Here is a 24532-nt window from a genome sequence, read left to right on the forward strand (position 1 = left end):
GCGACTGGCTGTAATACTCTAGCGCTTTCTGTTTTTCTCCCAAATCATCGTAGACAGTGCCAATGTTGTTGAGGGTGCTAGCTTCCCCACCGCGATCGCCTACTGCCCGTCTTAGGGGAAGCGACTGGCTGTAATACTCTAGCGCTTTCTGTTTTTCTCCCAAATCATCGTAGACAGTGCCAATGTTGTTGAGGGTGGCAGCTTCCCCACCGCGATCGCCGGTGGCCCGACTCAGGGGCAGAGATTGACTGTAATACTCTAGCGCCTTCTGTTTTTCTCCCAAATCATCGTAGACACCGCCGATGTTGTTGAGAATGTTAGCTTCCCCGCGGCGATCGCCTACTGCCCGAATCAGGGGAAGGGACTGGCTGTAATACTCTAGCGCTTTCTGTTTTTCTCCCAATTGTGAGTAGACAGCGCCGATGTTGTTGAGGGTGGCAGATTCCCCACGGCGATCGCCGGTTGCCCGAACTAGGGGAAGGGACTGGCTGTAATATTCTAGCGCTTTCTGTTTTTCTCCCAAATCATCGTAGACACTGCCGATGTTGTTGAGGGTGGCAGCTTCCCCGCGGCGATCACCTACTGCCCGCCATAGGGGAAGCGACTGGCCAAAATACTCTAGCGCTTTCTGTTTTTCTCCCAAATCATCGTAGACACTGCCGATTTTGGTGAGGGTGGCACCTTCCCCACCGCGATCGCCTACTGCGCGACTCAGAGGAAGCGACTGGCTGTAATACTCTAGCGCTTTCTGTTTTTCTCCCAATTCTGAGTAGACACTGCCGATGTTGGTGAGGGTGGCACCTTGCCCACCGCGATCGCCTGTTGCCCGACGCAGGGGAAGGGACTGGCTGTAATACTCTAGCGCTTTCTGTTTTTCTCCCAATTCTGAGTAGACTAAGCCGATGTTGTTGAGGGTGGTAGCTTCCCCACCGCGATCGCCCACTGCCCGACTCAGAGGAAGCGACTGGCTGTAATACTCTAGCGCTTTCTGTTTTTCTCCCAATTCTGAGTAGACTAAGCCGATGTTGCTGAGGGTGGCAGCTTCCCCACCACGATCGCCTACAGCCCGTCTCAGGGGAAGCGACTGGCTGTAATACTCTAGCGCTTTCTGTTTTTCTCCCAAATTTGAGTAGACAACGCCGATGTTGTTGAGGGTTGCCGCTTCCCCGCCACGATCGCCGGTTGCCCGACTCAGGGGAAGCGACTGGCTGTAATACTCTAGCGCCTTCTGTTTTTCTCCCAAATCATCGTAGACTTGGCCAATGCTGTTGAGGATGCGAGCTTCCCCACGGCTATCGCCTACTGCCCGAAATAGCGGCAGAGATTGACTGTAATACTCTAGGGCTTTCTGTTTTTCTCCCAATCGTGAGTAGGCACCGCCGATGTTGGTGAGGGTGAGAGCTTCCCCGCCACGATCGCCGGTTGCCCGTCTCAGGGGAAGGGATTGGCTGTAATACTCTAGCGCTTTCTGTTTTTCTCCCAAATTTGAGTAGGCACCGCCGATGTTGTTGAGGGTAGCAGCTTCCCCACGGCGATCGCCGGTTGCCCGACTCAGGGGAAACGACTGGCTGTAATACTCTAGCGCTTTCTGTTGTTCTCCCAAATCTGAGTAGACTAGGCCGATGTTGTTGAGGGTAGCAGCTTCCCCACCGCGATCGCCTACGGCCCGACTCAGGGGAAGCGACTGGAGGTAATACTCTAGCGCTTTCTGTTTTTCTCCCAATTCTGAGTAGACACTGCCGATGTTGTTGAGGGTGAGAGCTTCCCCACCGCGATCGCCTACTGCCCGACTCAGGGGAAGCGACTGGCTGTAATACTCTAGCGCTTTCTGTTTTTCTCCCAATGCTGAGTAGATTAAGCCGATGCTGGTGAGGGTGCGAGCTTCAAGAGTGCGATCACCGATAGCTCGACTCAGGGGCAGGGATTGGTTGTAATACTCTAGCGCTTTCTGTTTTTCTCCCAATTCTGAGTAAATACCGCCGAGCCACGCGAGGGTGTTCGCTTCCCCAGAGCGATCGCCCGCTTCTCGATACAGCTTTAATGCTTCTTCAAATTTGACGATCGCACCTCTTAAAGCTTCCGCCGTTCCTTGCTGGTAGAGTTGTATTCCTTCTTTTAATGCTTTTGCAGCAGCCTCGCTACTGTTAGTTTGTGCTGTTTGTACGACTTTACCAACTGGCACGGCTGCTGCAACTGGCTGACTTAGCTGAACCGAAAGTGCGATCGACATACCAGCCAAAAACAATTGAGCGCGATCGAACATAGCCACCCCTTTTGTATTTTTGTCAATTTTAATCACTAGCTCGCTTAGTGTAAAGACAGGAAGAAGTAATATTATATCCGCTATATCATTTCCACTCCCCTTGCAAGGTAAAAGCCGCCCAATAATAGGGAGATTTCCATTTTTCCTGCTGCATCATTTCCATCTGCGCCGCCCTCAAAGCTGCCGCCGGCGCTAACTTTTGTTGCTGCATTTTTTGATAAAACTTTTGCATTAACACAGAAGTTCCTTCATCATCCACATTCCACAAACTCACCGCCACCCGCTGCGCCCCCGCATACATAAAACCCCTCGTCAATCCCACCATTCCTTCGCCTTTAATATTCTGTCCCTTTCCTGTCTGACAAGCACTTAAAACCACTAAATTTGCCGCCAGTTTCAAGTTGAAAATATCCGTGAGGCGCAAAAAACCATTGACAAGATTGCCCTTGTCATCTACCATCGACATCAGAATTCCTGACAGTTCGGGATTTTTGCTGTTGGCTATGCCGTGGGTGGCAAAGTGAACAATTTGATAATTAGCTAAACTGCCGTTGGTAGCATTAGTGCGATTGGCATCAAAATCAATCTTTTGACGGATAGAAGCTGAGGGAAATAAGCTGGATATTGTTTGGGCTTCTTGGCGGCTAAATGGGAGGCGTTCGGGTGGCCATCCCCTATTAGAAGCACGAAGCGAGCGATCTAAACCGAGGTTGTTTGCTTCTAATTTTTCTGTTGTTGCTTGGGTAATTTTTCCTTTAATTCTTTCATCATCTGGACTGAAAACAGGATCGGCTAAAATTGCTAAAGTTCGGTTCGGTGGTTTTCTGTCTCCGTAATTTTGCCGGAGAATGGCGAGACTTGAGGCCGAAGGCAGAGTGATAATTTCATGTTCGATAATTAAGGGAACATTGGTATTTTGTCCAGCGGTTTTGTCAAGAGTTAAAGCTTGAAAAGGGGTATAGTGCAGCACGCCGTCGGGAACAATTAATAAGCGTTTATTGCCTAATTGGGCTGCTGCGGGTTGTAAAATCACTTGACCCAGATTTGCACTTGCTTGGGCAACTTGTTGGGGAATATCTCTCTGGATTGGGCTAGTTATTGTCTCTAGGAAGTCCTTAGCTGCTGTTTCAATATCTGCGCGTTTTGGCAATTCATAGCTAGTTAGTCCTGTTGATGTCACAACCCACAAATAACTGCGGTTTTCACCGAGGGAATATTGCAATAAAATCGTGTTTTCATCGAGAATCTGTTTTTGAATTTCTGGCAGTGTTAAAGGTTGGGGTTTGGTGAGGGCTGCGTAGCGGGGGCTGGCGGTACGAATCAGGGCTTGAAGTTGCTGATATTGTTGCAAAAGTGCGAGGCGCTGTTTATCGATTTCATCGATTTTAGTTGCGTTGGGATTGGGGGTGCTGACTGCTTCGATGCGCTGCTTTTCAATGGCATCGAGTTGCTGTTGCAGGCTCTTTTCTTGTTGCAGTAAATTGGGGTCAATGCCTTCGCGAATGTTGGCGTTACTTTCAAAGAGGAGTTCGAGGAGACTGCGGGCTCTCGAACGTTCGCTGGCTTCTAAGGCTTTGGTATCGTAACCGGATTTAGGATTAGTTTTATGCAGTTGCATTAACAAATCAATGTAGAATTCGTAGTAGTTCTGTACTGTGGCAAAGTATGAGCTGCGGAGTTCAAGGCTGGCTATTTTGGTGCGGAGGTTTTCGATGATTTTGAGAGAGGATTCAATGTCGTTGAGGGCTTCGGTAAGATTGCCTTGAGCGCGTTTGGCATAGGCAATACCATAGAGGGTGTTCGCTTCCCCGCCACGATTGCTTACTGCCCGACTCAGGGGAAGCGACTGGCTGTAATACTCTAGCGCTTTCTGTTGTTCTCCCAATTCTAAGTAGACACTGCCGATGTTGTTGAGGGTGCTAGCTTCCCCACTGCGATCGCCTGTTGCCCGAATCAGGGGAAGGGACTGGCCGAAATACTCTAAAGCTTTCTGTTGTTCTCCCAAATCTGAGTAGACACCGCCGATGTTGTTGAGGGTGGCAGCTTCCCCGCCGCGATCGCCTACTGCCCTACTCAGGGGAAGCGACTGGCTGTAATAGTCTAGCGCTTTCTGTTGTTCTCCCAAATCATTGTAGACAGCGCCGATGTTGTTGAGGGTGACAGCTTCCCCACTGCGATCGCCTACTGCCCGAAACATGGGAAGCGACTGGCTGTAATACTCTAGCGCTTTCTGTTTTTCTCCCAATTCTAAGTAGACACCGCCGATGTTGTTGAGGGTGGTAGCTTCCCCGCCGCGATCGCCTACTGCCCTACTCAGGGGAAGGGACTGGCCGAAATACTCTAGCGCTTTCTGTTTTTCTCCCAATTCTAAGTAGACTCTACCGACGTTGGTGAGGGTGACAGCTTCCCCACGGCGATCGCCTACTGCCCGAAACATGGGAAGCGACTGGCTGTAATACTCTAGCGCTTTCTGTTTTTCTCCCAAATCATTGTAGACTAGGCCGATGTTGTTGAGGGTGGTAGCTTCCCCGCCGCGCTCGCCGGTTGCCCGACTCAGGGGAAGCGACTGGCTGTAATACTCTAGGGCTTTCTGTTTTTCTCCTAAATCTGAGTAGGCTTGACCGATGCTGGTGAGGGTGCGAGCTTCCCCGTTGCGATCGCCTACTGCTCGAAAAAGGGGAAGCGACTGGCTGTAATACTCTAGGGCTTTCTGTTGTTCTCCCAAATCTGAGTAGACATTGCCGATCCTGGTGAGGGTGGTAGCTTCCCCGCCGCGCTCGCCTACTGCCCGTCTCAGGGGAAGCGACTGGCTGTAATACTCTAGCGCTTTCTGTTTTTCTCCCAAATCTGAGTAGACACTGCCGATGCTGTGGAGGGTAGCAGCTTCCCCGCCGGGATTGCCTACTGCCCGACTCAGGGGAAGCGACTGGCTGTAATACTCTAGCGCTTTCTGTTGTTCTCCCAAATCTGAGTAGACACCGCCGATGTTGTTGAGGGTGGCAGCTTCCCCACCGCGATCGCCTACTGCCCGACTCAGGGGAAGCGACTGGCTGTAATACTCTAGCGCTTTCTGTTGTTCTCCCAATTCTGAGTAGACTTGACCTATGTTGTGGAGGGTGGCAGCTTCCCCGCCGCGATCGCCTACTGCCCGACTCAGGGGAAGCGACTGGCCCAAATACTCTAGCGCTTTCTGTTTTTCTCCCAAATCTGAGTAGACTTGACCTATGTTGTTGAGGGTGGCAGCTTCCCCACCGCGATCGCCTACTGCCCGACTCAGGGGAAGCGACTGGCTGTAATACTCTAGCGCTTTCTGTTTTTCTCCCAAATCATTGTAGACACTGCCGATGCTGTGGAGGGTGGTAGCTTCCCCGCCGCGATCGCCTACTGCCCGTCTCAGGGGAAGCGACTGGCTGTAATACTCTAGGGCTTTCTGTTTTTCTCCCAATGCTGAGTAGACAGTGCCGATGCTGTTGAGGGTGCGAGCTTCCCCGTTGCGATCGCCTACTGCCCGAAATAGGGGAAGCGACTGACTGTAATACTCTAGCGCTTTCTGTTTTTCTCCCAATGCTGAGTAGACATTGCCGATGTTGTTGAGAGTGCGAGCTTCCCCGCTGCGATCGCCTACTGCCCGTCTCAGGGGAAGCGACTGGCTGTAATACTCTAGCGCTTTCTGTTTTTCTCCCAATGCTGAGTAAACTTGACCTATGTTGTGGAGGGTGCGAGCTTCCCCAGAGCGATCGCCTACTGCCCGCCATAGGGGAAGCGACTGGCTGTAATACTCTAGGGCTTTCTGTTTTTCTCCCAAATCATTGTAGACAGTGCCGATGTTGTTGAGGGTGGCAGCTTCCCCACCGCGATCGCCTACTGCCCGACTCAGGGGAAGCGACTGGCTGTAATACTCTAGCGCTTTCTGTTTTTCTCCCAAATCTGAGTAGACTTGACCTATGTTGTTGAGGGTGGTAGCTTCCCCGCCGCGATCGCCTACTGCCCGTCTCAGGGGAAGCGACTGGCTGTAATACTCTAGCGCTTTCTGTTTTTCTCCCAAATCTGAGTAGACTTGACCTATGTTGTTGAGGGTGGTAGCTTCAAGAGCGTGCTCGCCTACTGCCCTAAATAGGGAAAGGGACGGGCTGTAATACTCTAGCGCTTTCTGTTTCTCTCCCAATGCTGAGTAGGCACTGCCAAGACCAAAGAGGCTAGCTGCTTGCCCTATATAATGGCTTGCTTGCCGATACAACTTGAATGCTTCTTCCAACTTGACGATCGCACCTCTTAAAGCTTCCGCCGTTCCTTGATTGTAGAGTTCAAATCCTTCCTTTAATGCTTTTTCAGCAGCCTCGTTACTGTTACTTTGTACGTACTGGGTGTAATACTCTACCGCCTTCTGTATTTCTCCCAATTCTGAGTAGACCTTGCCAAGAAGAAGGAGGCTAAGTGCTTGCCCTGTATTGTTGCCTGCTTGCCGATATAGCTTTAATGCTTCTTCCAACTTGATGATCGCACCTCTTAAAGCTTCCGCTGTTCCTTGTTCGTAGAGTTTCTCTGCTTCTTCATATACTTTTTGGGCAGCCTCGCTACTGTTAGTTTGTGCCGTTTGTAAGACTTTACCAACGGGCACGGCTGCTGCAACTGGCTGACTTAACTGAACCGAAAGTGCGATCGACATACCAGCCAAAAACCATTGAGTGCGATCGAACATAGCCACCCCTTTTGTATTTTTGTCAATCTTAATCACTAGCTCGCTTAGTGTAAAGACAGGAAGAAGTAAGGGCGATCGGCATTTTTGCTAAAGTAAACGAGTAGTGCGATTTCCTGCGGGATAGCTAGGCTTCAGGTACTTTTTCCCAGCTTGACATCCACCCCGACCGTCGCGGACGGGGATTCCCAATCATCACTAATTGGGTTTCTGCTTCATAGCACCGGCCTTTCGAGACTTACTCTCTTCAGGTCTTACGGTTGCTCCACAGACTGAAACGGCTAGCCCAGCCGCCAAAATGTTCTTTGCCGCATTGATGTCGCGATCGTGGTTTGTCCCGCACTTAGGGCATTCCCACTCGCGAATATTCAAAGGCAATTTCTCAACAATGTGACCGCAGTTTCCACAGCGCTTAGAGCTAGGAAACCAGCGGTCTATTTTTATTAAATCGCGCCCGTACCAATCGCACTTGTAGCTTAGTTGGCGAATCAATTCACTCCAACTAGCGTCACTAATAGCAAGAGCTAACTTATGGTTTTTCACCATAAGCTTGATAGCCAAATCCTCAACTACAATCGTTTGGTTTTCACGAACGAGTTGAGTCGTTAGCTTGTGCAAGAAATCTTTACGCACATCGACTATCTGTGCGTGGACTTTTGCCACTTGTCTGCGGGCTTTCTCCCGATTGTTGCTTCCCTTTTGTTTGCGAGCTAACGCTTTTTGCTTCTTTTTTAACTTCTTGCGAAGTTTCTTGAAAGGTTTGGGATTGGCTATTTTATCGCCGTCGCTAGTAGCAATCAAACTGGTAATTCCCACATCCAATCCAATAGTTTTATCTGTTTTGGGAAGCGGTTTGATTGTGTAGTCGTCTACCAGTATGGAGACAAACCAAAGTCCAGCGGGTGTTAGCTTTACTGTAATAGTAGACGGGATGCACCCTTGAGGAATTTGTTTGCTCCAGCGGATAGGTAATGGCTCATTGCATTTGGCCAAGAATACCTGTCTGTTTTTCCACCGGAAAGCAGACTTGGTGAATTCAGCACTGCCGCCGTTATGCTTTTTCTTGAAATTAGGATATTTGGCTCGTCCTGCAAAGAAATTGGTGAACGCTGTTTGGAGGTGGCGCAGTCCTTGCTGAAGAGGTACGCAGCTAACTTCATTCAAAAAGTCAAGTTCTTCCTCTTTCTTCCAGTTCGTTAGCATAGAGGAAGTTTCGCCGTAGCCAACTCTTTCTTGGCGTTCGTACCAAGATTCGGTGCGGTAAGCCAAAGCCTTGTTGTACACTAACCGGGTGCAGCCCATTGTCCGTCGAAAGAGGTTTTCTTGCTCGGCGGTGGGGTAAAAACGGTAGCGATAGGCTTTTTCCATAAGGTCACATTCTAACACGTCTCTTGTGACATGGTTGATTGGATGCTGTATATTTTTGTAAAGCCGTCGAGCGAAGGACGGGGTTTCCACCCACTTTTTTGATGAACAACATCCTAACTACCTCCGATCCCGTAACAAGCCACTGGGATTGCCCCGAATGCGGCGGCACCGGTACCCTCAGCCCAGAAATTTGCCCTGTTTGTCTCGGAGCAAAATACATCGATCTCGCTACAATAACGAACTGGATGCTCGATTTTATGGAATCTCGCGGCTGCGATCGAGCTGAGATCGATCGATTGCGAACCGAAAACCCAGACCCGCTAACATTAACTTTTTGCCTCGAAGTTTGTATAGCCCTTAAATAAACAACGATATCAAGTCTGCTCCATTGCTTATAAATCATTTACGGGCATCGGGCATCGGGCATGGTCGGAAAAAAAACGCACTCTACAAGTTGATTTAAATGAAAGGAAATAATGCCCAATGCCCTATTCCCAATTCCCTATTCCCAATATTCAGTGTCCCTTAACCGGATGTTGCCCGTAAAAAGGCAAAGCATCCGACCAATCAGGACGACTTCCCATTTGCCACTCCAAATAAGCCAATTCCAACACACTAGAAACCGACCAACCCAACTCGCTACCAACTTCTATTAACTGATAAGAATTCCCCCAATAATCCAACTTTTCCTGCCAAGATTCAGGAGTCATCACCGTATCGGTAAACAACTCAGTTACACCAGAATTACTGTTAACTGAATAAACCGCCCCAAACAATTGTCCGCGCTGTGCAGGCATTTGCAGCGCCATATCCTGATTTGAGATAGATTTTTTACTGCTGCTGCAAGCCACAGCCGCCAAAGTTGAAATTGCAAAAACTGGAATATCCAACTGTTGGGCCAAAGTGCGCGCCGTCACCATACCCATCCGAGTCCCCGTGAAACCTCCGGGCCCCTTCGCCACCGCAATAAAAGCCAAATCCGCCCAAGTTTGCGGCCCAATAAACTCGACTAAATACTGATGCAAATGAGTTGCTAAATCGCGATCCAAATTCCAAGTTTGGCAGCGAGAATCCCCGGCAAAATTGCTGATGGCTAAACCGAGTTCGCGACTAGCTGTGTGCAGGGCTAAGCCGTATTTTTTAACTAATGTTCCGTCTTGGGGATTGCTATTCACGATTACTGATAATTTTCCTTAACAAAAAACAGGGGCAAAGCCACAACTAAGCAACCCAAAAGAATGCCAAATATTCCCGTATTTAAAATCCTGGAATTACCCATGCCCCCAGTCATCAAAAACAGCACTACTAAACTTGCAAATAAATTTTTATTGGCAAATTCTTTGTGTTGGGAAACTTGATGCTTCACCGTCATAAAACCCGACGCAACTATTAACGCGAACCAAGAATTAAAAATGACTATTTGAGAGCCAAAGATAAACCAAACTAAGGCAAACATTAGCGCATCTATCCAAAAATCCTGAGTTTTTAACTTCGGCAGCCAAAATTCTTGGGTAGCAACAGGGGCGATTTTCTTGAGTAATTGATTGTGTTGCAGCCGCACGAGTTTGTTTCTCAATTTAATCTTGGGATCGATTTGCAATACTTGCTTCCACTCCGGGCGACGAGAATTGTTGACTCTTCCCAACAGCTTCACGGCTGCGACTTTATTTAACTGCAAATCGGTGAGTCTGGTGGCAATTATTTGAGATAAGTGCGGATAGTAAACGGGGTTGTCTTCGGTTCTGTTGATGACGATATTGAGCTGTTGCTTGGCTTGACTGACTTGGATTGTAACATTGTACGGGGCGAGATCCTCTTGCAAAGCTTGCTGAATTTCGGCTTGCTCTTGGCGAGTGAAAAGCGACACACCGGGCGCAGGTGTAAGCACCCGTTCTGCGGGCGTTTCCGGCGCGTCTAGCACCGGCTGTGCATCTAAATAGACTGGTTTGGGGTTCAAGTGCCGGATGACTGCTGATGCTGAACTGTAGCGCCGATTGGTGGCACTTTGAAGCATGGTGTCGAGGATACGGCCGAAATCGTCGCTAACAGCAGTCTTCAAATAATTTCGCCAAGCCCAAGAATCCTCTGTACTGTCGAACAAATCGAAGGGAGGAATTTCTGTCAGCAAGTGAATGCAGGTAACGCCCAAACTGTAGATATCGCTGGCAAAAACTGCTTTACCCATCAATTGTTCTGGGGCTGTATAAGCAGCACTGCCGATGATTGTACCAGTTGGCTGCAAGCCGTTTGCTGTTACTTTCTTAGCTGCACCAAAGTCTACTAAAACAATATCTTTTTGGAAAGGAGAGGGTTGATAGGAACTTTCTAAAGCGGGTAAAGGGGCTGGAGATAGCCGACGGCGAATGATATTTTCTGGTTTGATATCGCGGTGAATGACTTTGGATTTGTGGACGAAGTGGAGCACTGGCAATAAATCGTTGAGAATTTGCCGAATTTGAGTTTCGGTGAATGCTCCTTTTTGTTCTAATTCTCTGGCTAGGTTTTTGCCGTCTATAAATTCTTGTACTAAATACTGTCTCCCGTCTTGTTCAAAATGCGCGATTAATTCTGGAATCTGGGGATGTTTTCCCAAGGTTTCTAGCTGGGCTGCTTCTTGGTGAAATAGTTGAGCGGCTTTTTCGGCTGCGGTATTTTGCGGGAAAAATTGCTTGATTACGCACTGCGAAAAAATCAGGGGTTTGGTTTCATCAACTGCTAGAAAGGTTCGGCCAAAGCCTCCTTGCCCGATCGGCTTTATGGTTCGGTAGCGAGATGCTGATGGCGTTTCTGGGTCAATAGTCAACAACAATTTTGAGCCGCAACTTTGGCACAATTCTGCATCCCCTGGGTTGTGCGGATTCTGGCAAGTTGGGTTTAAGCAATAGCACATTGGATTTTAGATTTTAGATTTTAGATTTTAGATTTTTAATTGGGAATGGGGAATGGGGAATTGGGCATCGGGCATCGGGCATCGGGCATCGGGAATTGAAAATGGGGAATTGAATATTGGAAATGGAAAATAGAAAATTGGGTAAAAAGAAGAAACAAGAAAATGAGAGTGTTTTATTTTTTTCGTTCTTCCTTCTTCCTTCTTCCCTCTTCCTTCTTCCTTCTTCCTTCTTCCTTCTTCTCTCTTCCTTCTTCCTTAAGTCGGGACGAGTTCGCCTGGCCGCAATTTTGCCCATTTGCCGGTCTCTTGCTTGAAACTCTGACACCCGACTACATCCCATTCCATTTCAATTTCGTCTTGGCGGGGACGGATGTTGACGTTGATGGTGGGTTCTACGGGGTCGAAATCGGGTGTTTCGGTGAGGTGAAGCTGTTCGTGCTGTTCTTCTACGGCGTGGTAGGTGAAGCAGCGGTCTACATAGTGGCAGTTAATACAAATACACATTCTTGATATCCTCTGTGCATTTCAAAAAGATTGGTGAAATTTGAGCTTTCTGTTAATCTAGCGTAGCAAGAGTTTTATTGTTTGTAAGGAAAGTAGATTTTTGTTGCAATGCCGATTAATTTGCCCTCTTCATTATCTCCTAATACTTGGCCGTTTGATTTGAAACTGCTGACACCGCCTGCTTATCTGGTGGGGGGTGCGGTACGGGATGCGTTGCTGGGCCGCCGATCGCACTATTTTGATTTGGATTTTGTCATGCTAACACGGGCGGTGAAGACTGCTCGAAAAATTGCCGATCGCACAAAAGGTGGATTTGTCTTGTTGGATGCGGAACGCCAAATTGCGCGGGTGGTGTTTGCGGGCGGTACGGTGGATTTGGCGCAGGCGGAAGGGGGGAGTCTGGAGGGGGATTTGCTGCGCCGGGATTTTCGGATAAATGCGATCGCCTACAATCCTTTTACAAGAGAAATCATCGATCCTTTGGACGGTCAAACTGATTTGCGGTTGGGTGTGCTGCGGATGATTTCGCGGTCAAATTTGGAGGACGATCCGCTGAGGTTATTAAGAGCTTACCGCCAAGCGGCGCAGTTAGGTTTTGCGATCGAACCTGAAACTCAATCAGCCATTCGGGAATTAGCGCCGCTGTTGAGTCGGGTAGCGGTGGAAAGGGTGCGGACGGAATTGGGTTATTTGTTGAGCAATCCTAACGGTGTTCCTTGGATTTGTCGCGGTTGCGAAGACGGTTTGTTTTCGATTTGGTTTGAAAGTGCGATCGACCGTTTTGATATTTTGACAAAAATTGACGCATCTGCTGACAAATTAGCTGCAATTTACCCGCAATTAGGGAAGGAATTCGGGCATCAGATTCGAGATACAATTAAAACGCCTTTGTTGGCTGTCGCGAAGTTGGCTATTTTGGCAGATTCCGACCCGACAATGGCTGAAGCCCAGTTGCTGCGGTTGAAGTACAGCAATGCGGAGATTAAAAGTGCGATCGGGCTTTTGAAATACTTGCCCAATTTGCAAGCAAAACCAATCGCGGAAATGTCTTTGCGAGAACAGTATTTTTTGTTTCGGGATGTGGGAATAGCATTTCCAGTTTTAGCTGTTTTGGCCGTGGCGGCGGGAGTTGCGATTGATGAAATTTCACTCTTAATTAATCGCTATCTGGATGCTGATGATATTATTGCTCATCCCACACAATTAGTTAGCGGCAATGATTTAATGGAATATTTGAAATTGCCCAGAAGTCCGCGCATCGGTCAAGTGTTAATGGAGATTCAATTAGCGCGGGTGGAGGGGAGAATTGCGACTCGCGAAGATGCGCTGAAATTGGCGGCAGAGTTGGTTGATGTTCATTGATATTTTGCAACTGTGGCAACAGTGCGATCGCTCAAATATTTTCTTGACAATCGTCGCTACAATTACTATTATTGAAGTGATGCTTGTCAAATAAAAATTATTAAATGCAACCTTTGAGTCTGATATCACCTGTGATTTCCGCCGAACGGGGATTGCGAGAGGTTTATCAAAGCAAATACGGCATTCTCTACCAAGAAGACTGTCTCAAGTTTTTAGGTGCAATTCCAGATTCCTGTGCAGATATTGTCTTTGCTGATCCGCCATTTAATCTCGGCAAAGATTACGGTAACGGTACGAGCGATATGCTGAATACCAGCGATTATCTTGCTTGGTCAAAACAGTGGCTTAAAGAAAGTATTCGAGTGCTTAAACCGGGCGGAAGTCTATTTATTTTTAACTTACCTAAATGGTGCATTGAGTACGGTGCATATTTAAACCAAGAGGGAATGAACTTTCGTCACTGGATAGCTTGTAGAATGCCTAAAGCCTTTCCTCGCGGCAAGAAAATGTCTCCCGCACACTACGGATTGCTTTACTACACAAAAGGCGAACCAGCAGTTTTCAATAAAGTTTATACGCCGATTCAAGTCTGCCGGCATTGCGGAGGAGAGATTAAAGATTACGGCGGACACCGCAAAAAATTAAATCCTCAAGGTATTAACTTAATGGATGTTTGGGATGCTCCCGAAGATGTCTGGGAAAATGCTTCTGAAGATATTCGAGAAGAAAATCTGTGGACTTTAATTGAGGAAATGTGGACAGATATTCCGCCAGTAAGACACCGACAGCACAAGAAAAGGGGAGCCAACGAATTAGCTCCTATCATGCTGGAACGTATCATTGCTATGGCATCGAATCCGGGACAAGTTGTAATCGATCCTTTTGGAGGTTCGGGCACTACATTTTATGCAGCAGAGAAGTTGGGTAGGTATTGGCTGGGTACAGAAATCGGCGATATTGAACCAGCAGTGAAGCGGTTACAAGACTTGGCCAATGGAAAAGTTGAAAACTGGGAATCAGCCAGGGGAAAGACAAAAAATAAAGTTAAACAAAACGAGTCAATCCAACTAGAGTTGTTTTCTTGACAACTAACATTTTATATTAAAGCGCGACCATCTGTGCCTTTAGTAATTGTAGGTACGCTGCTATCCAGGGCATCATGTTCAATAACAAATATGGCTAAAAAACCTTCTTGTATGTTAACAGCACGCCAGACATCAAAGTAAGGCTCTAGTTCCTCATAATTGCCAATTCTATCAGTCAAATAAGGGTACAGTTTGCGGCTGGGCAGAACTAATGCCGTCCCCAAAAAAATCCCTCGTAAAATACCGAGAACCAGCTTATTAACAGCACGGTGACTTGATGAGATATTTCCTGTTTCCCATTCAAAGGCAAATAAATGATTGTCTAAGATTTTGGTAGCATCTACTCGTCCAGGCGCTCTAGTTGCAAATCTGATTTTAGTTTCAAGCTGCCATCCAAAATTGTCATGAAGAGCAGCCATACAAGCATTTTTGATAGGTTTGACACCGTTGCCGTGCCTGGTTGGATTGATCGTAAAGTTTGATGCACCTACAGGCCAGGCGATCGCATCAATAGCAATCCGTATTTCATTTTTAATAACTCCCCATTCTTGTGACTCCTCAAAGTTACCGCGACTAATAAGTGATACTTCTTGAACTATCTTCACAGCGTACTAAGCCTGTTCATTGATACTTGCTGTTAGTTCTTCCGGCAATTCAAACTTGCCATCTGCACCCGGTTCAAACTCAACAACTTTCAACACAGCATCAACATTCAGCGGCCCGTAAATGTGCGGGTAATTCTCACCCGCAGCCAATTCATACTTAAGTTCAGCTTGCACTTTTTCCGAGTCAATCCAAAGCAGCAGCAATCCTGTTTGTCCCACAAAAAATTTATTAGCCGATCTAAGAACTTGTGTCAGAGTCGAACAGTGGATAAATCCTTCTGTATCTAGCGTATCGCCGCGATAGGATTGAACTTGTTTTGCTTCTTCCCACTGTTGGCTGCGGGTGATGTGAAAAATAATGCTCATAATTGAATAAATTCTAGGTTTAATTGACAATTGGCAGCAAAATTTGAGACGGACAATTTCCGCCACAACTTACTGTCAGCGTGATAATTTTAGCATCGATCGCCCGCGCTTCACCGTCCGGCGCACCCGTTCCCGGATTCACGCCGTAAGCGGGAAAACAAGCCGCACTCAAACTCAGACGCAGCGCATTACCTTTGGCAATTTGCATACAAGTTGCTTGCAGCACAATTCTTACAGGTGTTTCACATGAATTTACCCGCACGTAACCTTGAGTAAAATTGTAGACACTGCCACTATCTTTTATCTCAGAAAGTATGGCACACAAATCAAAACTCGGCGCCTCTGCTGTACAAAATACTTTGAGAATTATATCTCCAGCTAAGTGCAAATCTGCTGTTAACGGTGCCGAAGTGTATGTTAACACATCGGTGCGGCAGTCAATAGTCGATCGCTCGATCGCACCAGCAGGAAATGCAGCGTGACCTCCCAAGGATGGCACCGGCCGCCAAGGGTCATGCACGAATATATCATCAGTGCAAACATCCGGGCAACAATCTGTTAAAATACCCGCATCTTCTCTCATCGCGGCAAGTCCATTACTTGCTAAAAAATAAGATTTATGATTATTATTAGGCCATTTATCAAATTTCCGCCAATCATTCCTCCCCATCTCAAATAGCGAAATCTGTCGCTCGTTTAATATTCCTGTATCAACTCCTTTGAGGAAGCGATCGAACCAGCGAATTTGCAACTCATCCACAGGATTTGAAGCTGCAAAACCATAATCCAACTCTCCAACTTTTCGCCCCCAAGGTAAATGCGCCCAAGGGCCAATTATCAAATGCTGCGGACAGGAACTCCGGCTGGCCATTTCCTTGTAAAGATGGATTGTTCCCCGCAAATAAGTATCAAACCAACCGCCAATGTGCAGCATTGGCAAATCTAAATCTTTGATGTTTGGCGATAACTTTTCCCAATACTCGCTCGGTCGATAATTATCCAACCAATCGTGATAATATGAGTCGGGTGCGAAATTTTTAATAATCTCAGGACGCGCCGGCACGCTATCGTATAGCGGGAGATTCCTCGAAGCTGCATAAAAGGCTTGATAGGCAGAAATATCGGCTTTTAAGCGAGCGGTTTCTGCGGCTAGCTGAATTGCCCAGCCGAGATTTGATTGCAGACAAAACGCGCCGCCTTCATAGGCCCAATCTGTGTATAAATTGCACCCTACCATTGCCGGACAAATTGTGATTAAAGCGCTCGGTTTAGCGGCCGCAGTGTAGAGTTGAGTCATGCCTTGGTAGGAAAAACCGTACATTCCGACTTTGCCGTTACTTCCCGGCAAATTAGCTGCCCAATTGACGCTATCAAAGCCGTCTTGTGTTTCGCTAACAAAAGGGTTAAATTCGCCTTCGGAAGTGCCGCGTCCCCGCACGTCTTGGATGACAACGATGTAGCCGTGTTTGGCGTACCATGCGGGATGGGAATATACTACTGTAGAGGCGATCGCCCTCCCGTAAGGTTGCCGCATTAACAATACTGGAAATTCGCCCTCCGCATCGGGGCGGTAGATGTCAGCATCTAAACGAACCCCATCTTTAGTTAGCATTGACGCTGTTTCTTTCGGACGAAGTTTCAGCATAAATCCTAAAAAACCTCAACTAAAAAAGTTCGTAGTAAGGGCTTTAGTTTTTTCTATAAGGACAGAAGTCCTTACTACAAACCTGATGAGATAGTTTTTCATCTAAGCACTCAAGTCCTTACTAAAAACCTAGCACGATACGAGTACATCCGATCGGCCGAGAACTCTCATATCTTCCTCATCGAGTTCGACTGGTGTACCGCTGCGAATTAGTTCCACAAAATCCTCATTCGGCACCATGATGCACAAAGTGTACAAACGTTCACTGCCCGTATTTTCAATTACGTGAGTGCCTGTTGGAGGCACTAACAAACTATCTCCAGGTTGAATACTAACTGTTTTGCCGTCGCAGGTTGCTTGCCCTCTTCCTTTGAGTACAAAAAACATTTCTACTGCGAATTGATGGCGGTTGGGAGGAGTTTTGCCCCCCACATCGAAAATCTCTACGCAAACTGTTAATGAAACATTAGCTATTACCGGATCGAAGACGATAGCTAATCTATTAGTATCGCCCGGACTGATGCGAAATGCTTGGTAGTCTTTCGGAGACTTTATAACAGGAATCACGCACTGGTTTGTCATTTTTTTATTGTTAGTTGTCAGTGGTTATGTTTCTGTTGTCATTAATGAGAATCCAGAGTCATTAGTCCGCCGCTCAACCTCCAAAGTTTATTAATTTCACAGGAGAGTTCGCTGTCAGAGCAGGAAGCGAGATATAGGCTTTGCTGTGCGGGACTCTCGCACTCCTAAAAAACGCTTTTTATACTCCAGAGGGATACTCCCCTGATGACTGCTATTTAATTGCTTCTAACATAGCCTGAGAATCCGACAAAAAGCCAAAACATTGTTTAACGTTATAAAGAGTAGCTTGCCAGCAATACTCGGGAGATGTCGTAGCTGTACAATCTTTGACTAAAATACAGTCGTAACCGAGGAAATTAGCATCTTGCAGGGTAGCCATGACGCACTGATCGGCGTTTACTCCTCCGAAGAAAAGTGTAGTTCTGCCGAGGTTCCGCAAGATACTATCTAAAGGAGTATCCCAAAAGCCGCTCATCCGATATTTATCAACGCAAATATCCTCCGATTTGGGTTTTAATTCATCGACAACTGCAGCCGCCCAACTCCCTGCCATCAGTACAGGTGCGTTGTTTTTTGGCAGGGGATCTCCCAAACCTACGCCGTCGCCTGTAGGATTGTAAACGTGACGGGAAGCTGCACTAATATTGAGCAAATCGGGGCGGTTTCCCCAGTTGATCCAAATAATTGGTACTGCGTGCGATCGCAATTTTGGGAGCAAATTTTTTAAAGGATTAATTGGAGTTCTTGCGGGCGTTACATCTACGCCGATATGTGCTAGCCAACCGTCGGGATGACAGAAATCGTTTTGCATATCTATCACCAACATTGCTGCTTTTGCTAAGTCCAAACGCAGGGTTTTAGTTTCTGTTTCCAGGGTAACAGGTTGAGGCGCGATCGGCGATCGGGTGATATCGGCAATTTTGGCATCAACTTTCCAAGCATTCGGCGGTACGCCCAAGGTGCGGAGAAAATCAGGATTCATATAGATTGTGAGTCAAAAACAATTTCAATCTTATAACTATTTGATTGTTACTAACTTGTCATATCTTAAATCTTTGTTATAATTAAGTATCTGGGGTAACTTTTTGATTAAATTTAGAATTTATTAACTTTATTATCCTTGGGCGATCGCAAATGTTAGCGCCTGGGAATCATCAAATAAAAATTAATATAAGTTTACAAAAAGGGTAAATCTATGAGCTTTACAATTCAAAATGCTTTAATTCCGGTTGATAGCGCTTATGAAACCGCAGATGTGCAAGTGGTGGATAATTGCATAAGTGCGATCGCGCCCAATAACCCATCTTTTAATTCCCCCGCTTACCAAGGAGGGGATAGGGGGAGTGGAACAGTTATTGACGGCAAAAATAAGCTGCTGCTGCCCGGTTTTGTCAACGCGCACACTCACTCCTCAGAAATGTGGCAACGGGGCATTATTCCCCCTCTGCCGCTGGAGTTGTGGATTGCCGAATTATACGATTTTACACCTCTCGATCCCGAACAAGTTTATTTGAGTGCCTTGGGAACTGCGGTAGAAACATTGCTGTCGGGCGGTACAAGCGTAGTCGATCATTTAGTTTTGATTCCGGGGCAAGAATTAGAGACAATCGCCGCCGCAGTTCGCGCTTATCAAGAAATCGGCATCCGCGCTTTTATCGGGCCATTAATTCAAGATGAATCCCTGACAGCGGGGATGCCTGCGGGCGATAGCGGCATGGAACACGCGGCTTACATTCGCTCTACAAAGACCACTTTGGAATTAATGGAAACAGCCATAAAACAGTTTCACAATCCCGAAAAAGGTGTTAATATGTTGTTAGCGCCGACGGGAATTCAACTGTGTTCTGATGCTTTGTTTGAAGGCTGCATCGAATTGAGCGATCACTACAATCTTTGCCGACACGCCCACCTCTTGGAAACCCCCGCGCAAAAACAGTTAGCTCACGAAAAATACGGCTGTAGCGCTGTCGAACACCTGCAAAGAATTGGTTATTTGAGTCCGCGAACTTCCTTAGCGCACTGCGTTTGGCTGGACGATTCCGATATTGCGATTATGGCAGAAACTGGAGCGACAGTCGTACACAATCCCCTCAGTAACTTGCGCCTGGGAAGCGGGATTGCACCAATTTTGAAATATCGTCAAGCGGGAGTGAACGTATCTTTTGGCTGCGACGGGGCTGCTAGCAATGACTCTCAAGATTTGCTGGAAGCGATTAAAATTGGTTCGATTTTGCACAATATCACGGATTTGGATTACCGCCAATGGATTACACCGCGCCAGTCTGTAGAAATGGCCTCGATGGGAGGAGCAAAAGGCTTGAATCTCGCCGATGAAATGGGTTCGCTGACAGTCGGTAAAAAAGCAGATTTTGTGCTGTATGATTTAACCAGTTTATCATTGCTGCCGCGCACCGATCCGATCGGCTTGCTAATATTGGGACGCCCGACTAATGCGGTAGACGGCGTTTGGGTAAACGGCAAGCAAATTGTAGCCGAAGGTAAGGTGAAAACGATCGATGTTGATGCTTTGAGGCGGGAATTATTCGATCGCAGCGAGTGGACTAGCAAGCGTCAATCGCAAACGGTGAGCGAGATTGAAGCCCATTACCGCCAAGTGATGAAACTGCAAGGTTACTCTTAAAACCCGATCGCCAACTTTAAAACTGCTTGTCTTGGGGCGAGTGCCGATTCACTTTCAGGAATGAACAATGTAGCCGATCGATGAGCAACAATAAACAATTTTTGCATCTCCATTAGTGAATTTCGGCTGTCCGCTGTTGCTGGCTGCTTTCCCCCGCAACTGCAACTGTTCGAGGTAGCGAATTGCCACGGGCAGTTTTCCAGGGGGTAGTAGCCATCAATGCAGGCACAATCTTGCCATTTTTTTAATAAGTAGCACTTATGCACTATATAAAACATTTTTATATCCTAACATCTTAGGCTAATTACTGCTACCCTTGAGGTAGAAATGCGTGATTTTTTCACAAATGCCCGATCTAAGCTTGAGAGATGAGCCATGCTTATAGAATTTAGTGTCGGTAATTACAGATCCTTTAAAGAGCCAGTCACCTTCAGTATGGTGGCAGCTAATCTTGTGGCAAAAGACAAAAATCTTGATGAAAACAATGTTTTTGCTGCAGACAAAGACTTGAGACTGCTTAAGAGTGCTGCAATATATGGAGCAAATGCTAGTGGAAAAAGCAATCTTGCTAGAGCCTTAAGCTTTATGAAACAGTTTATGATTAATTCATCTAAGGAAACTCAGAGTACAGATGAAATAGGTGTAGAACCTTTTAGGCTCAATACAGAAACTGAAGGAAAGCCATCGTACTTTGAGCTAGTTTTTCTGATGGATGGCAGAAAATACAGATATGGATTTGAGGCAACACGAGAAAGAGTTACATCGGAATGGCTATTCTACGTCCCTAAGGTAAGGGAGACAAAGTTATTTGAGCGTGATTTTGACACTATTAGACCATCCAAAAATTATGATGCTGATGGTATTCAGCAAAGAACTAGAAGTAATGCGCTCTTTCTTTCTGTTTCTGCTCAATTTAATGTTGAACTAGCAGAGAGAATTTTGGAGTGGTTGACTGACAATCTGAACATCATATCTGGTTTAGACGCTCGATTGTATCTGGATTACACAGTTAAATGTTTCACGAACAATGAGAACCGATCTGACATTGTTAACTTAATCAAGAATTTAGATTTGGGAATCAGTGAAATTCAAGTCGATCAGGAAGATTTCCCAGTTGATTCTCTGCCTGATGAAATTCCCGATGAACTAAAAAAAATGATTGTTAAAGCAGGAGTAAAAGCAACTTCAATAGGAACTGAACATCGAAAATTCGATCGTGAAGGAAATTACAAATCTCTTGAGAAATTTGATTTAGGAAGTCATGAATCTCAAGGTACACAAAAAGTTTTTGCTTTGGCTGGCCCACTAATAAATGCCCTCAAGAAAGGAGAAGTTCTTATTATTGATGAATTTGACGCAAGCCTTCATCCTCTAATCAGTCTTGCAATTGTTGAAATGTTTAATTCTCAAGAAACCAACTCAAATAATGCTCAGTTAATCTTCATAACACATGATACCAATCTACTTAGCAATAAGATTTTTCGCAGAGATCAGATTTGGTTCACAGAAAAAAACAGATATGGTGCCACAGACTTATACTCCTTAGCAGAGTATAAGATACGTAATGACGCTACCTTTGAAAGTGACTATATCAAAGGTAGATATGGAGCAATCCCATATCTTGGAAATCTCAAACATCTGATTAACTCTAATGGCTAAAAGAAAAATAAACTCTCGCGGATATTCACCCAGAAAAGTAGACACGAGAGAGGTTAAACAGAGGTTTTTAATTGTCTGTGAAGGATCGAAAACTGAACCTAACTACTTCAGAAGCTTCCGTGTTCCTAAGAATGTTGTTGAAGTGGACGTGCATGGCTTCGGAGAAGATCCCAGCAGATTAGTTAGAAGTGCTACAGACTTAAAAAATAAAGACGGTGATGATTACGATCAAATTTGGTGTGTTTTCGATCGAGATTCCTTCCCATTAGAAAATTTCAACAATGCCATATCAAGTGCTAGGTCTCAGGGATTTAGTGTAGCTTATTCTAATGAAGCTTTTGAGTTGTGGTATATCTTGCATTTTGAGTATCTCAATACTGGAATTCCTCGCAAGGACTATATTCGCAAGTTGTCTTTATTGCTCGGTAAAAAATACGAAAAAAATAGTAAAACTATTTATAATGAGCTACTTGATAAACAGCCTACTGCTATTAGGAATGCCAAAAAGCTTCTCACAGAGTACGCTCCTCCTGTCCCAGCAACTGACAATCCATCTACAACAGTACATCTCCTGGTACAAGAACTAAATCGGTTTATTCAATAAGTAAATACTAAGAAGCTAATTCTAAAAAGTAGATTATTGAAATATTTTTCTCGTCGCTCGGCACTTGGATGAGTTGAATTTTGGATGATATTTATTTTCATCTACTTTATAGTTTCTGACAGAAGTAGGTTGGGTTGAAGAATGAACCCTCCGCTTCACGAGATTTCAACAATCGCCAATTGGATACGCACCGATTGGATACCTACAAATGCACAAGATTGTTGCGTAAATCCTGTATTGTCGCTTGCCAAAGCAATTAACATTTTTTTATTCCTGAAGATAGAGAGAGGGCGCGATCGTACCCTACCCGCAGAAAGAGGGATTTATCCACTTTGTGGGGATACATCCACACAATTCACGCGCTGCTGCCGCATTTTTTGGATCGGGGCAGCGGTACAATTGTCAATGTGGGTTCGATCGGCGGCAAGATCCCGATCGCTTATCAAGTTCCTTACACTACTAGCAAATATGCTATTACTGGATTGACGGAAGGATTGCACGCGGAATTATCGGATAAAGGGATTCGAGTTTGCGGCGTGCATCCGAATTTTATCAAGACTGACTTGATGGAAAGAGCTATCTTTTTAGGGAAAGACGGGGAAGAAGTGCAGCAGCGACAGGATTTAGTAAAAAAGGCGATCGAGAGTCCGCTGTTAGAAAATCCTGAAGATGTAGCAAAAGCTATTTGGCAGGCGGTTAAACACCCGCACTCTGAGATAATGGTTGGTTCGGCAAATGTGTCGCAGGCTAGTTATCGTTTGTTTCCGGGGTTGATGGATTGGATATTTAAGAAAATTTTGGGAATGAAAGATAATGGTTGAGGATTCATAGCTTTCTTGAAATGGGTAAATTCAGCTTTGTTTGATATGATCTTTTATTGTCCTCATCATCTCTTCTGGGGGCAGCACAAACAAAGCAAGGAAGGTTGAATGTTTAGATTGTACGGATGGCGGCGAGGTTTGGTCTTAACTCTTGTTTTTGCGATCGCCCTTACCTCCTCCGCCATATTATCCCCGCGTCTCTTGGCTCAAACCCCGCCCAAAACCCCAACAACCGAATTGCGAGGCGTCTGGCTGACGAACATTGACAGCGACGTTATCTTCTCCCGCAACAACATCATTGACGCTGTAAATCGACTGGACAAACTTAATTTTAATACCATCTATCCCACGGTTTGGCAAGGAGGCTATACGCTTTATCCGAGTGCTGCAGCCGAACGAGTATTCGGACAGTCGATCGACCCATCGCCCGGATTGAAAGACCGAGACATCCTCAAAGAAATTATAGCACAATCCCGCCAAAAAGGTATAGCAGTAATCCCCTGGTTTGAGTTTGGTTTCATGGCTCCCGCCGAATCGGAATTAGCCACACTTCACCCCGAATGGCTGGCGCAGCGGCGCGATGGTTCAACTATTTGGAAAGAAGGCAAACACGATCGAGTTTGGCTGAATCCCTTTCATCCCCAAGTGCAGCAATTTATCTTAGATTTAATCCTAGAAGTTGTCGATAATTATGATATAGATGGCATTCAATTTGACGACCATTTTGGCTTGCCAGTAGAATTTGGTTACGAGCCATTAACAGTGTCAATGTATCAGGAACAAATCAAAAGTCCTCCCTCCGACGACCCCCGCGAAACCTTCTGGGTGCGCTGGCGCGCTGACAAAATCAACGACTTCGTGGGCAGAGTTTCCCGCGCCATCAAATCCCGCAAAGAAAAATGTATTGTCAGCTTATCTCCCAACCCTTTTCACTTTGCTTTACCCGCCCACTTGCAGGACTGGTTTACCTGGGAAAGACGCGGCTACATCGACGAAATTGTGTTGCAGGTTTATCGCAGCGATATCAAGCGTTTTAGTGCCGAACTGGAACGGGAAGAAGTTAAATTGGCTAAACTTAACATTCCAACTGCGATCGGCATTTTAACTGGTCTTAAAAATAATTCTGTTCCCCTCAAACAAATTCAAGAACAAGTGCAAGAAGTGCGAAAAAGAGATTTCGCTGGCGTGTCGTTCTTTTTCTACGAAAGTTTGTCGAATTGGGCGAGGGAAACCCCCGAACAGCGCAATTTCGCCTTGCAAGAATTCTTTCCCACGAAGATGCAGCGCCCGCCCTCCGAAGGCAGAATTTGAAACGGGAGCATCTCAATGAAAGCAGCCAAGCCCAAAATTGGAGTTAGGAGTTAGGAGTCAGGAGTCAGGAGAAAAGAGTCAGAAGGAAGAAGAAAGGAGCCAGAAGAAGTGTTTTTACAAATATGAGATG

At 46.1% G+C, this 24532-nt stretch carries 21 protein-coding genes; 8 read left to right on the forward strand and 13 right to left on the reverse strand.

Annotation, left to right across the window (positions count from 1 at the left end):
- The 3 genes from QUB06_RS15290 to QUB06_RS15300 all read right to left on the reverse strand — a co-directional run.
- On the reverse strand, positions 1-2263 hold a 2263-nt coding region (locus QUB06_RS15290; protein ID WP_333436000.1), incomplete at its 3' end, for a tetratricopeptide repeat protein.
- A gap of 85 nt (positions 2264-2348) precedes the next feature.
- On the reverse strand, positions 2349-6962 hold the full coding sequence (locus QUB06_RS15295) for a tetratricopeptide repeat protein (RefSeq protein ID WP_445251387.1): 4614 nt from the start codon (positions 6960-6962) through the stop codon (positions 2349-2351).
- Between the two features lie 195 nt (positions 6963-7157).
- The gene (locus tag QUB06_RS15300) at positions 7158-8327 is read right to left on the reverse strand and encodes an RNA-guided endonuclease TnpB family protein (RefSeq protein WP_333435973.1); all 1170 of its coding nucleotides are present in this window, start codon (positions 8325-8327) and stop codon (positions 7158-7160) included.
- Positions 8328-8428: 101 nt separating this feature from the next.
- On the opposite strand from QUB06_RS15300, the gene QUB06_RS15305 reads away from it, so the two are divergent.
- Complete coding sequence (locus QUB06_RS15305; RefSeq protein WP_333435974.1) at positions 8429-8692, forward strand: hypothetical protein; 264 nt, start codon at positions 8429-8431, stop codon at positions 8690-8692.
- 150 nt (positions 8693-8842) lie between these two features.
- Here QUB06_RS15305 and tsaB read toward each other — a convergent pair whose 3' ends face one another.
- Genes tsaB through QUB06_RS15325 form a run of 4 tightly spaced genes read right to left on the reverse strand, consistent with a single transcriptional unit; the run spans position 8843 to position 11721 of the window.
- Positions 8843-9502, reverse strand: a complete 660-nt coding sequence (gene tsaB, locus QUB06_RS15310) for a tRNA (adenosine(37)-N6)-threonylcarbamoyltransferase complex dimerization subunit type 1 TsaB (protein WP_333435975.1) — start codon at positions 9500-9502, stop codon at positions 8843-8845.
- Positions 9503-9504: 2 nt separating this feature from the next.
- On the reverse strand, positions 9505-11217 hold the full coding sequence (locus QUB06_RS15315; RefSeq protein WP_333435976.1) for a serine/threonine-protein kinase: 1713 nt from the start codon (positions 11215-11217) through the stop codon (positions 9505-9507).
- Positions 11218-11230: 13 nt separating this feature from the next.
- Positions 11231-11512 (reverse strand): hypothetical protein, encoded by a 282-nt coding sequence (locus QUB06_RS15320; protein ID WP_333435977.1) that lies wholly within the window; start codon positions 11510-11512, stop codon positions 11231-11233.
- Complete coding sequence (locus QUB06_RS15325) at positions 11473-11721, reverse strand: Ycf34 family protein (RefSeq protein ID WP_006632635.1); 249 nt, start codon at positions 11719-11721, stop codon at positions 11473-11475. Before QUB06_RS15325 ends, QUB06_RS15320 begins: the two co-directional genes overlap by 40 nt.
- 108 nt (positions 11722-11829) lie before the next feature.
- Between QUB06_RS15325 and QUB06_RS15330 the strand changes: the two genes are divergently transcribed.
- Both QUB06_RS15330 and QUB06_RS15335 read left to right on the forward strand, forming a co-directional pair.
- The gene (locus tag QUB06_RS15330) at positions 11830-13083 is read left to right on the forward strand and encodes a CCA tRNA nucleotidyltransferase (RefSeq protein ID WP_333435979.1); all 1254 of its coding nucleotides are present in this window, start codon (positions 11830-11832) and stop codon (positions 13081-13083) included.
- A gap of 104 nt (positions 13084-13187) precedes the next feature.
- A complete protein-coding gene (locus QUB06_RS15335) occupies positions 13188-14168 on the forward strand; it encodes a site-specific DNA-methyltransferase (protein ID WP_333435980.1) in 981 nt (326 codons plus the stop codon).
- Positions 14169-14179: 11 nt separating this feature from the next.
- On the opposite strand, the gene QUB06_RS15340 is transcribed toward QUB06_RS15335, so the two are convergent.
- The 5 genes from QUB06_RS15340 to QUB06_RS15360 form a co-directional block, all read right to left on the reverse strand.
- A complete protein-coding gene (locus tag QUB06_RS15340) occupies positions 14180-14773 on the reverse strand; it encodes a restriction endonuclease (protein WP_333173402.1) in 594 nt (197 codons plus the stop codon).
- 6 nt (positions 14774-14779) lie between these two features.
- The gene (locus QUB06_RS15345; RefSeq protein ID WP_333435981.1) at positions 14780-15139 is read right to left on the reverse strand and encodes a DUF952 domain-containing protein; all 360 of its coding nucleotides are present in this window, start codon (positions 15137-15139) and stop codon (positions 14780-14782) included.
- Between the two features lie 19 nt (positions 15140-15158).
- On the reverse strand, positions 15159-16751 hold the full coding sequence (locus tag QUB06_RS15350) for a CocE/NonD family hydrolase (protein ID WP_333435982.1): 1593 nt from the start codon (positions 16749-16751) through the stop codon (positions 15159-15161).
- A gap of 162 nt (positions 16752-16913) precedes the next feature.
- Positions 16914-17366: a cupin domain-containing protein gene (locus QUB06_RS15355; protein WP_333333770.1), complete on the reverse strand. Its 453-nt coding sequence runs from the start codon at positions 17364-17366 to the stop codon at positions 16914-16916.
- A 211-nt stretch (positions 17367-17577) separates the two neighbouring features.
- A complete protein-coding gene (locus QUB06_RS15360) occupies positions 17578-18348 on the reverse strand; it encodes a cysteine hydrolase family protein (RefSeq protein ID WP_333435983.1) in 771 nt (256 codons plus the stop codon).
- A gap of 213 nt (positions 18349-18561) precedes the next feature.
- On the opposite strand from QUB06_RS15360, the gene QUB06_RS15365 reads away from it, so the two are divergent.
- Positions 18562-20007 (forward strand): amidohydrolase, encoded by a 1446-nt coding sequence (locus QUB06_RS15365; RefSeq protein ID WP_333435984.1) that lies wholly within the window; start codon positions 18562-18564, stop codon positions 20005-20007.
- Positions 20008-20061: 54 nt separating this feature from the next.
- Here the strand turns inward: QUB06_RS15365 and QUB06_RS15370 are convergent, their stop codons facing one another.
- Positions 20062-20196: a hypothetical protein gene (locus QUB06_RS15370; RefSeq protein WP_333435985.1), complete on the reverse strand. Its 135-nt coding sequence runs from the start codon at positions 20194-20196 to the stop codon at positions 20062-20064.
- Between the two features lie 186 nt (positions 20197-20382).
- On the opposite strand from QUB06_RS15370, the gene QUB06_RS15375 reads away from it, so the two are divergent.
- From QUB06_RS15375 to QUB06_RS15390, 4 genes are all read left to right on the forward strand, one after another.
- Entirely contained in the window at positions 20383-21666 is a 1284-nt protein-coding gene (locus tag QUB06_RS15375; protein ID WP_333435986.1) for an ATP-binding protein, read from the forward strand.
- Positions 21659-22270 carry an RloB family protein gene (locus tag QUB06_RS15380; RefSeq protein WP_333435987.1) on the forward strand — a complete coding sequence of 204 codons (612 nt, stop codon included), beginning with the start codon at positions 21659-21661 and terminating at the stop codon, positions 22268-22270. Before QUB06_RS15375 ends, QUB06_RS15380 begins: the two co-directional genes overlap by 8 nt.
- 332 nt (positions 22271-22602) lie before the next feature.
- Entirely contained in the window at positions 22603-23091 is a 489-nt protein-coding gene (locus QUB06_RS15385; protein WP_333435988.1) for an SDR family oxidoreductase, read from the forward strand.
- Between the two features lie 108 nt (positions 23092-23199).
- Positions 23200-24402 (forward strand): glycoside hydrolase family 10 protein, encoded by a 1203-nt coding sequence (locus QUB06_RS15390; RefSeq protein ID WP_333435989.1) that lies wholly within the window; start codon positions 23200-23202, stop codon positions 24400-24402.
- Positions 24403-24532: the final 130 nt, after the last annotated feature.

Origin of the sequence: Microcoleus sp. D2_18a_D3, from assembly GCF_036702455.1 — a bacterium.
GTDB lineage: Bacteria > Cyanobacteriota > Cyanobacteriia > Cyanobacteriales > Microcoleaceae > Microcoleus.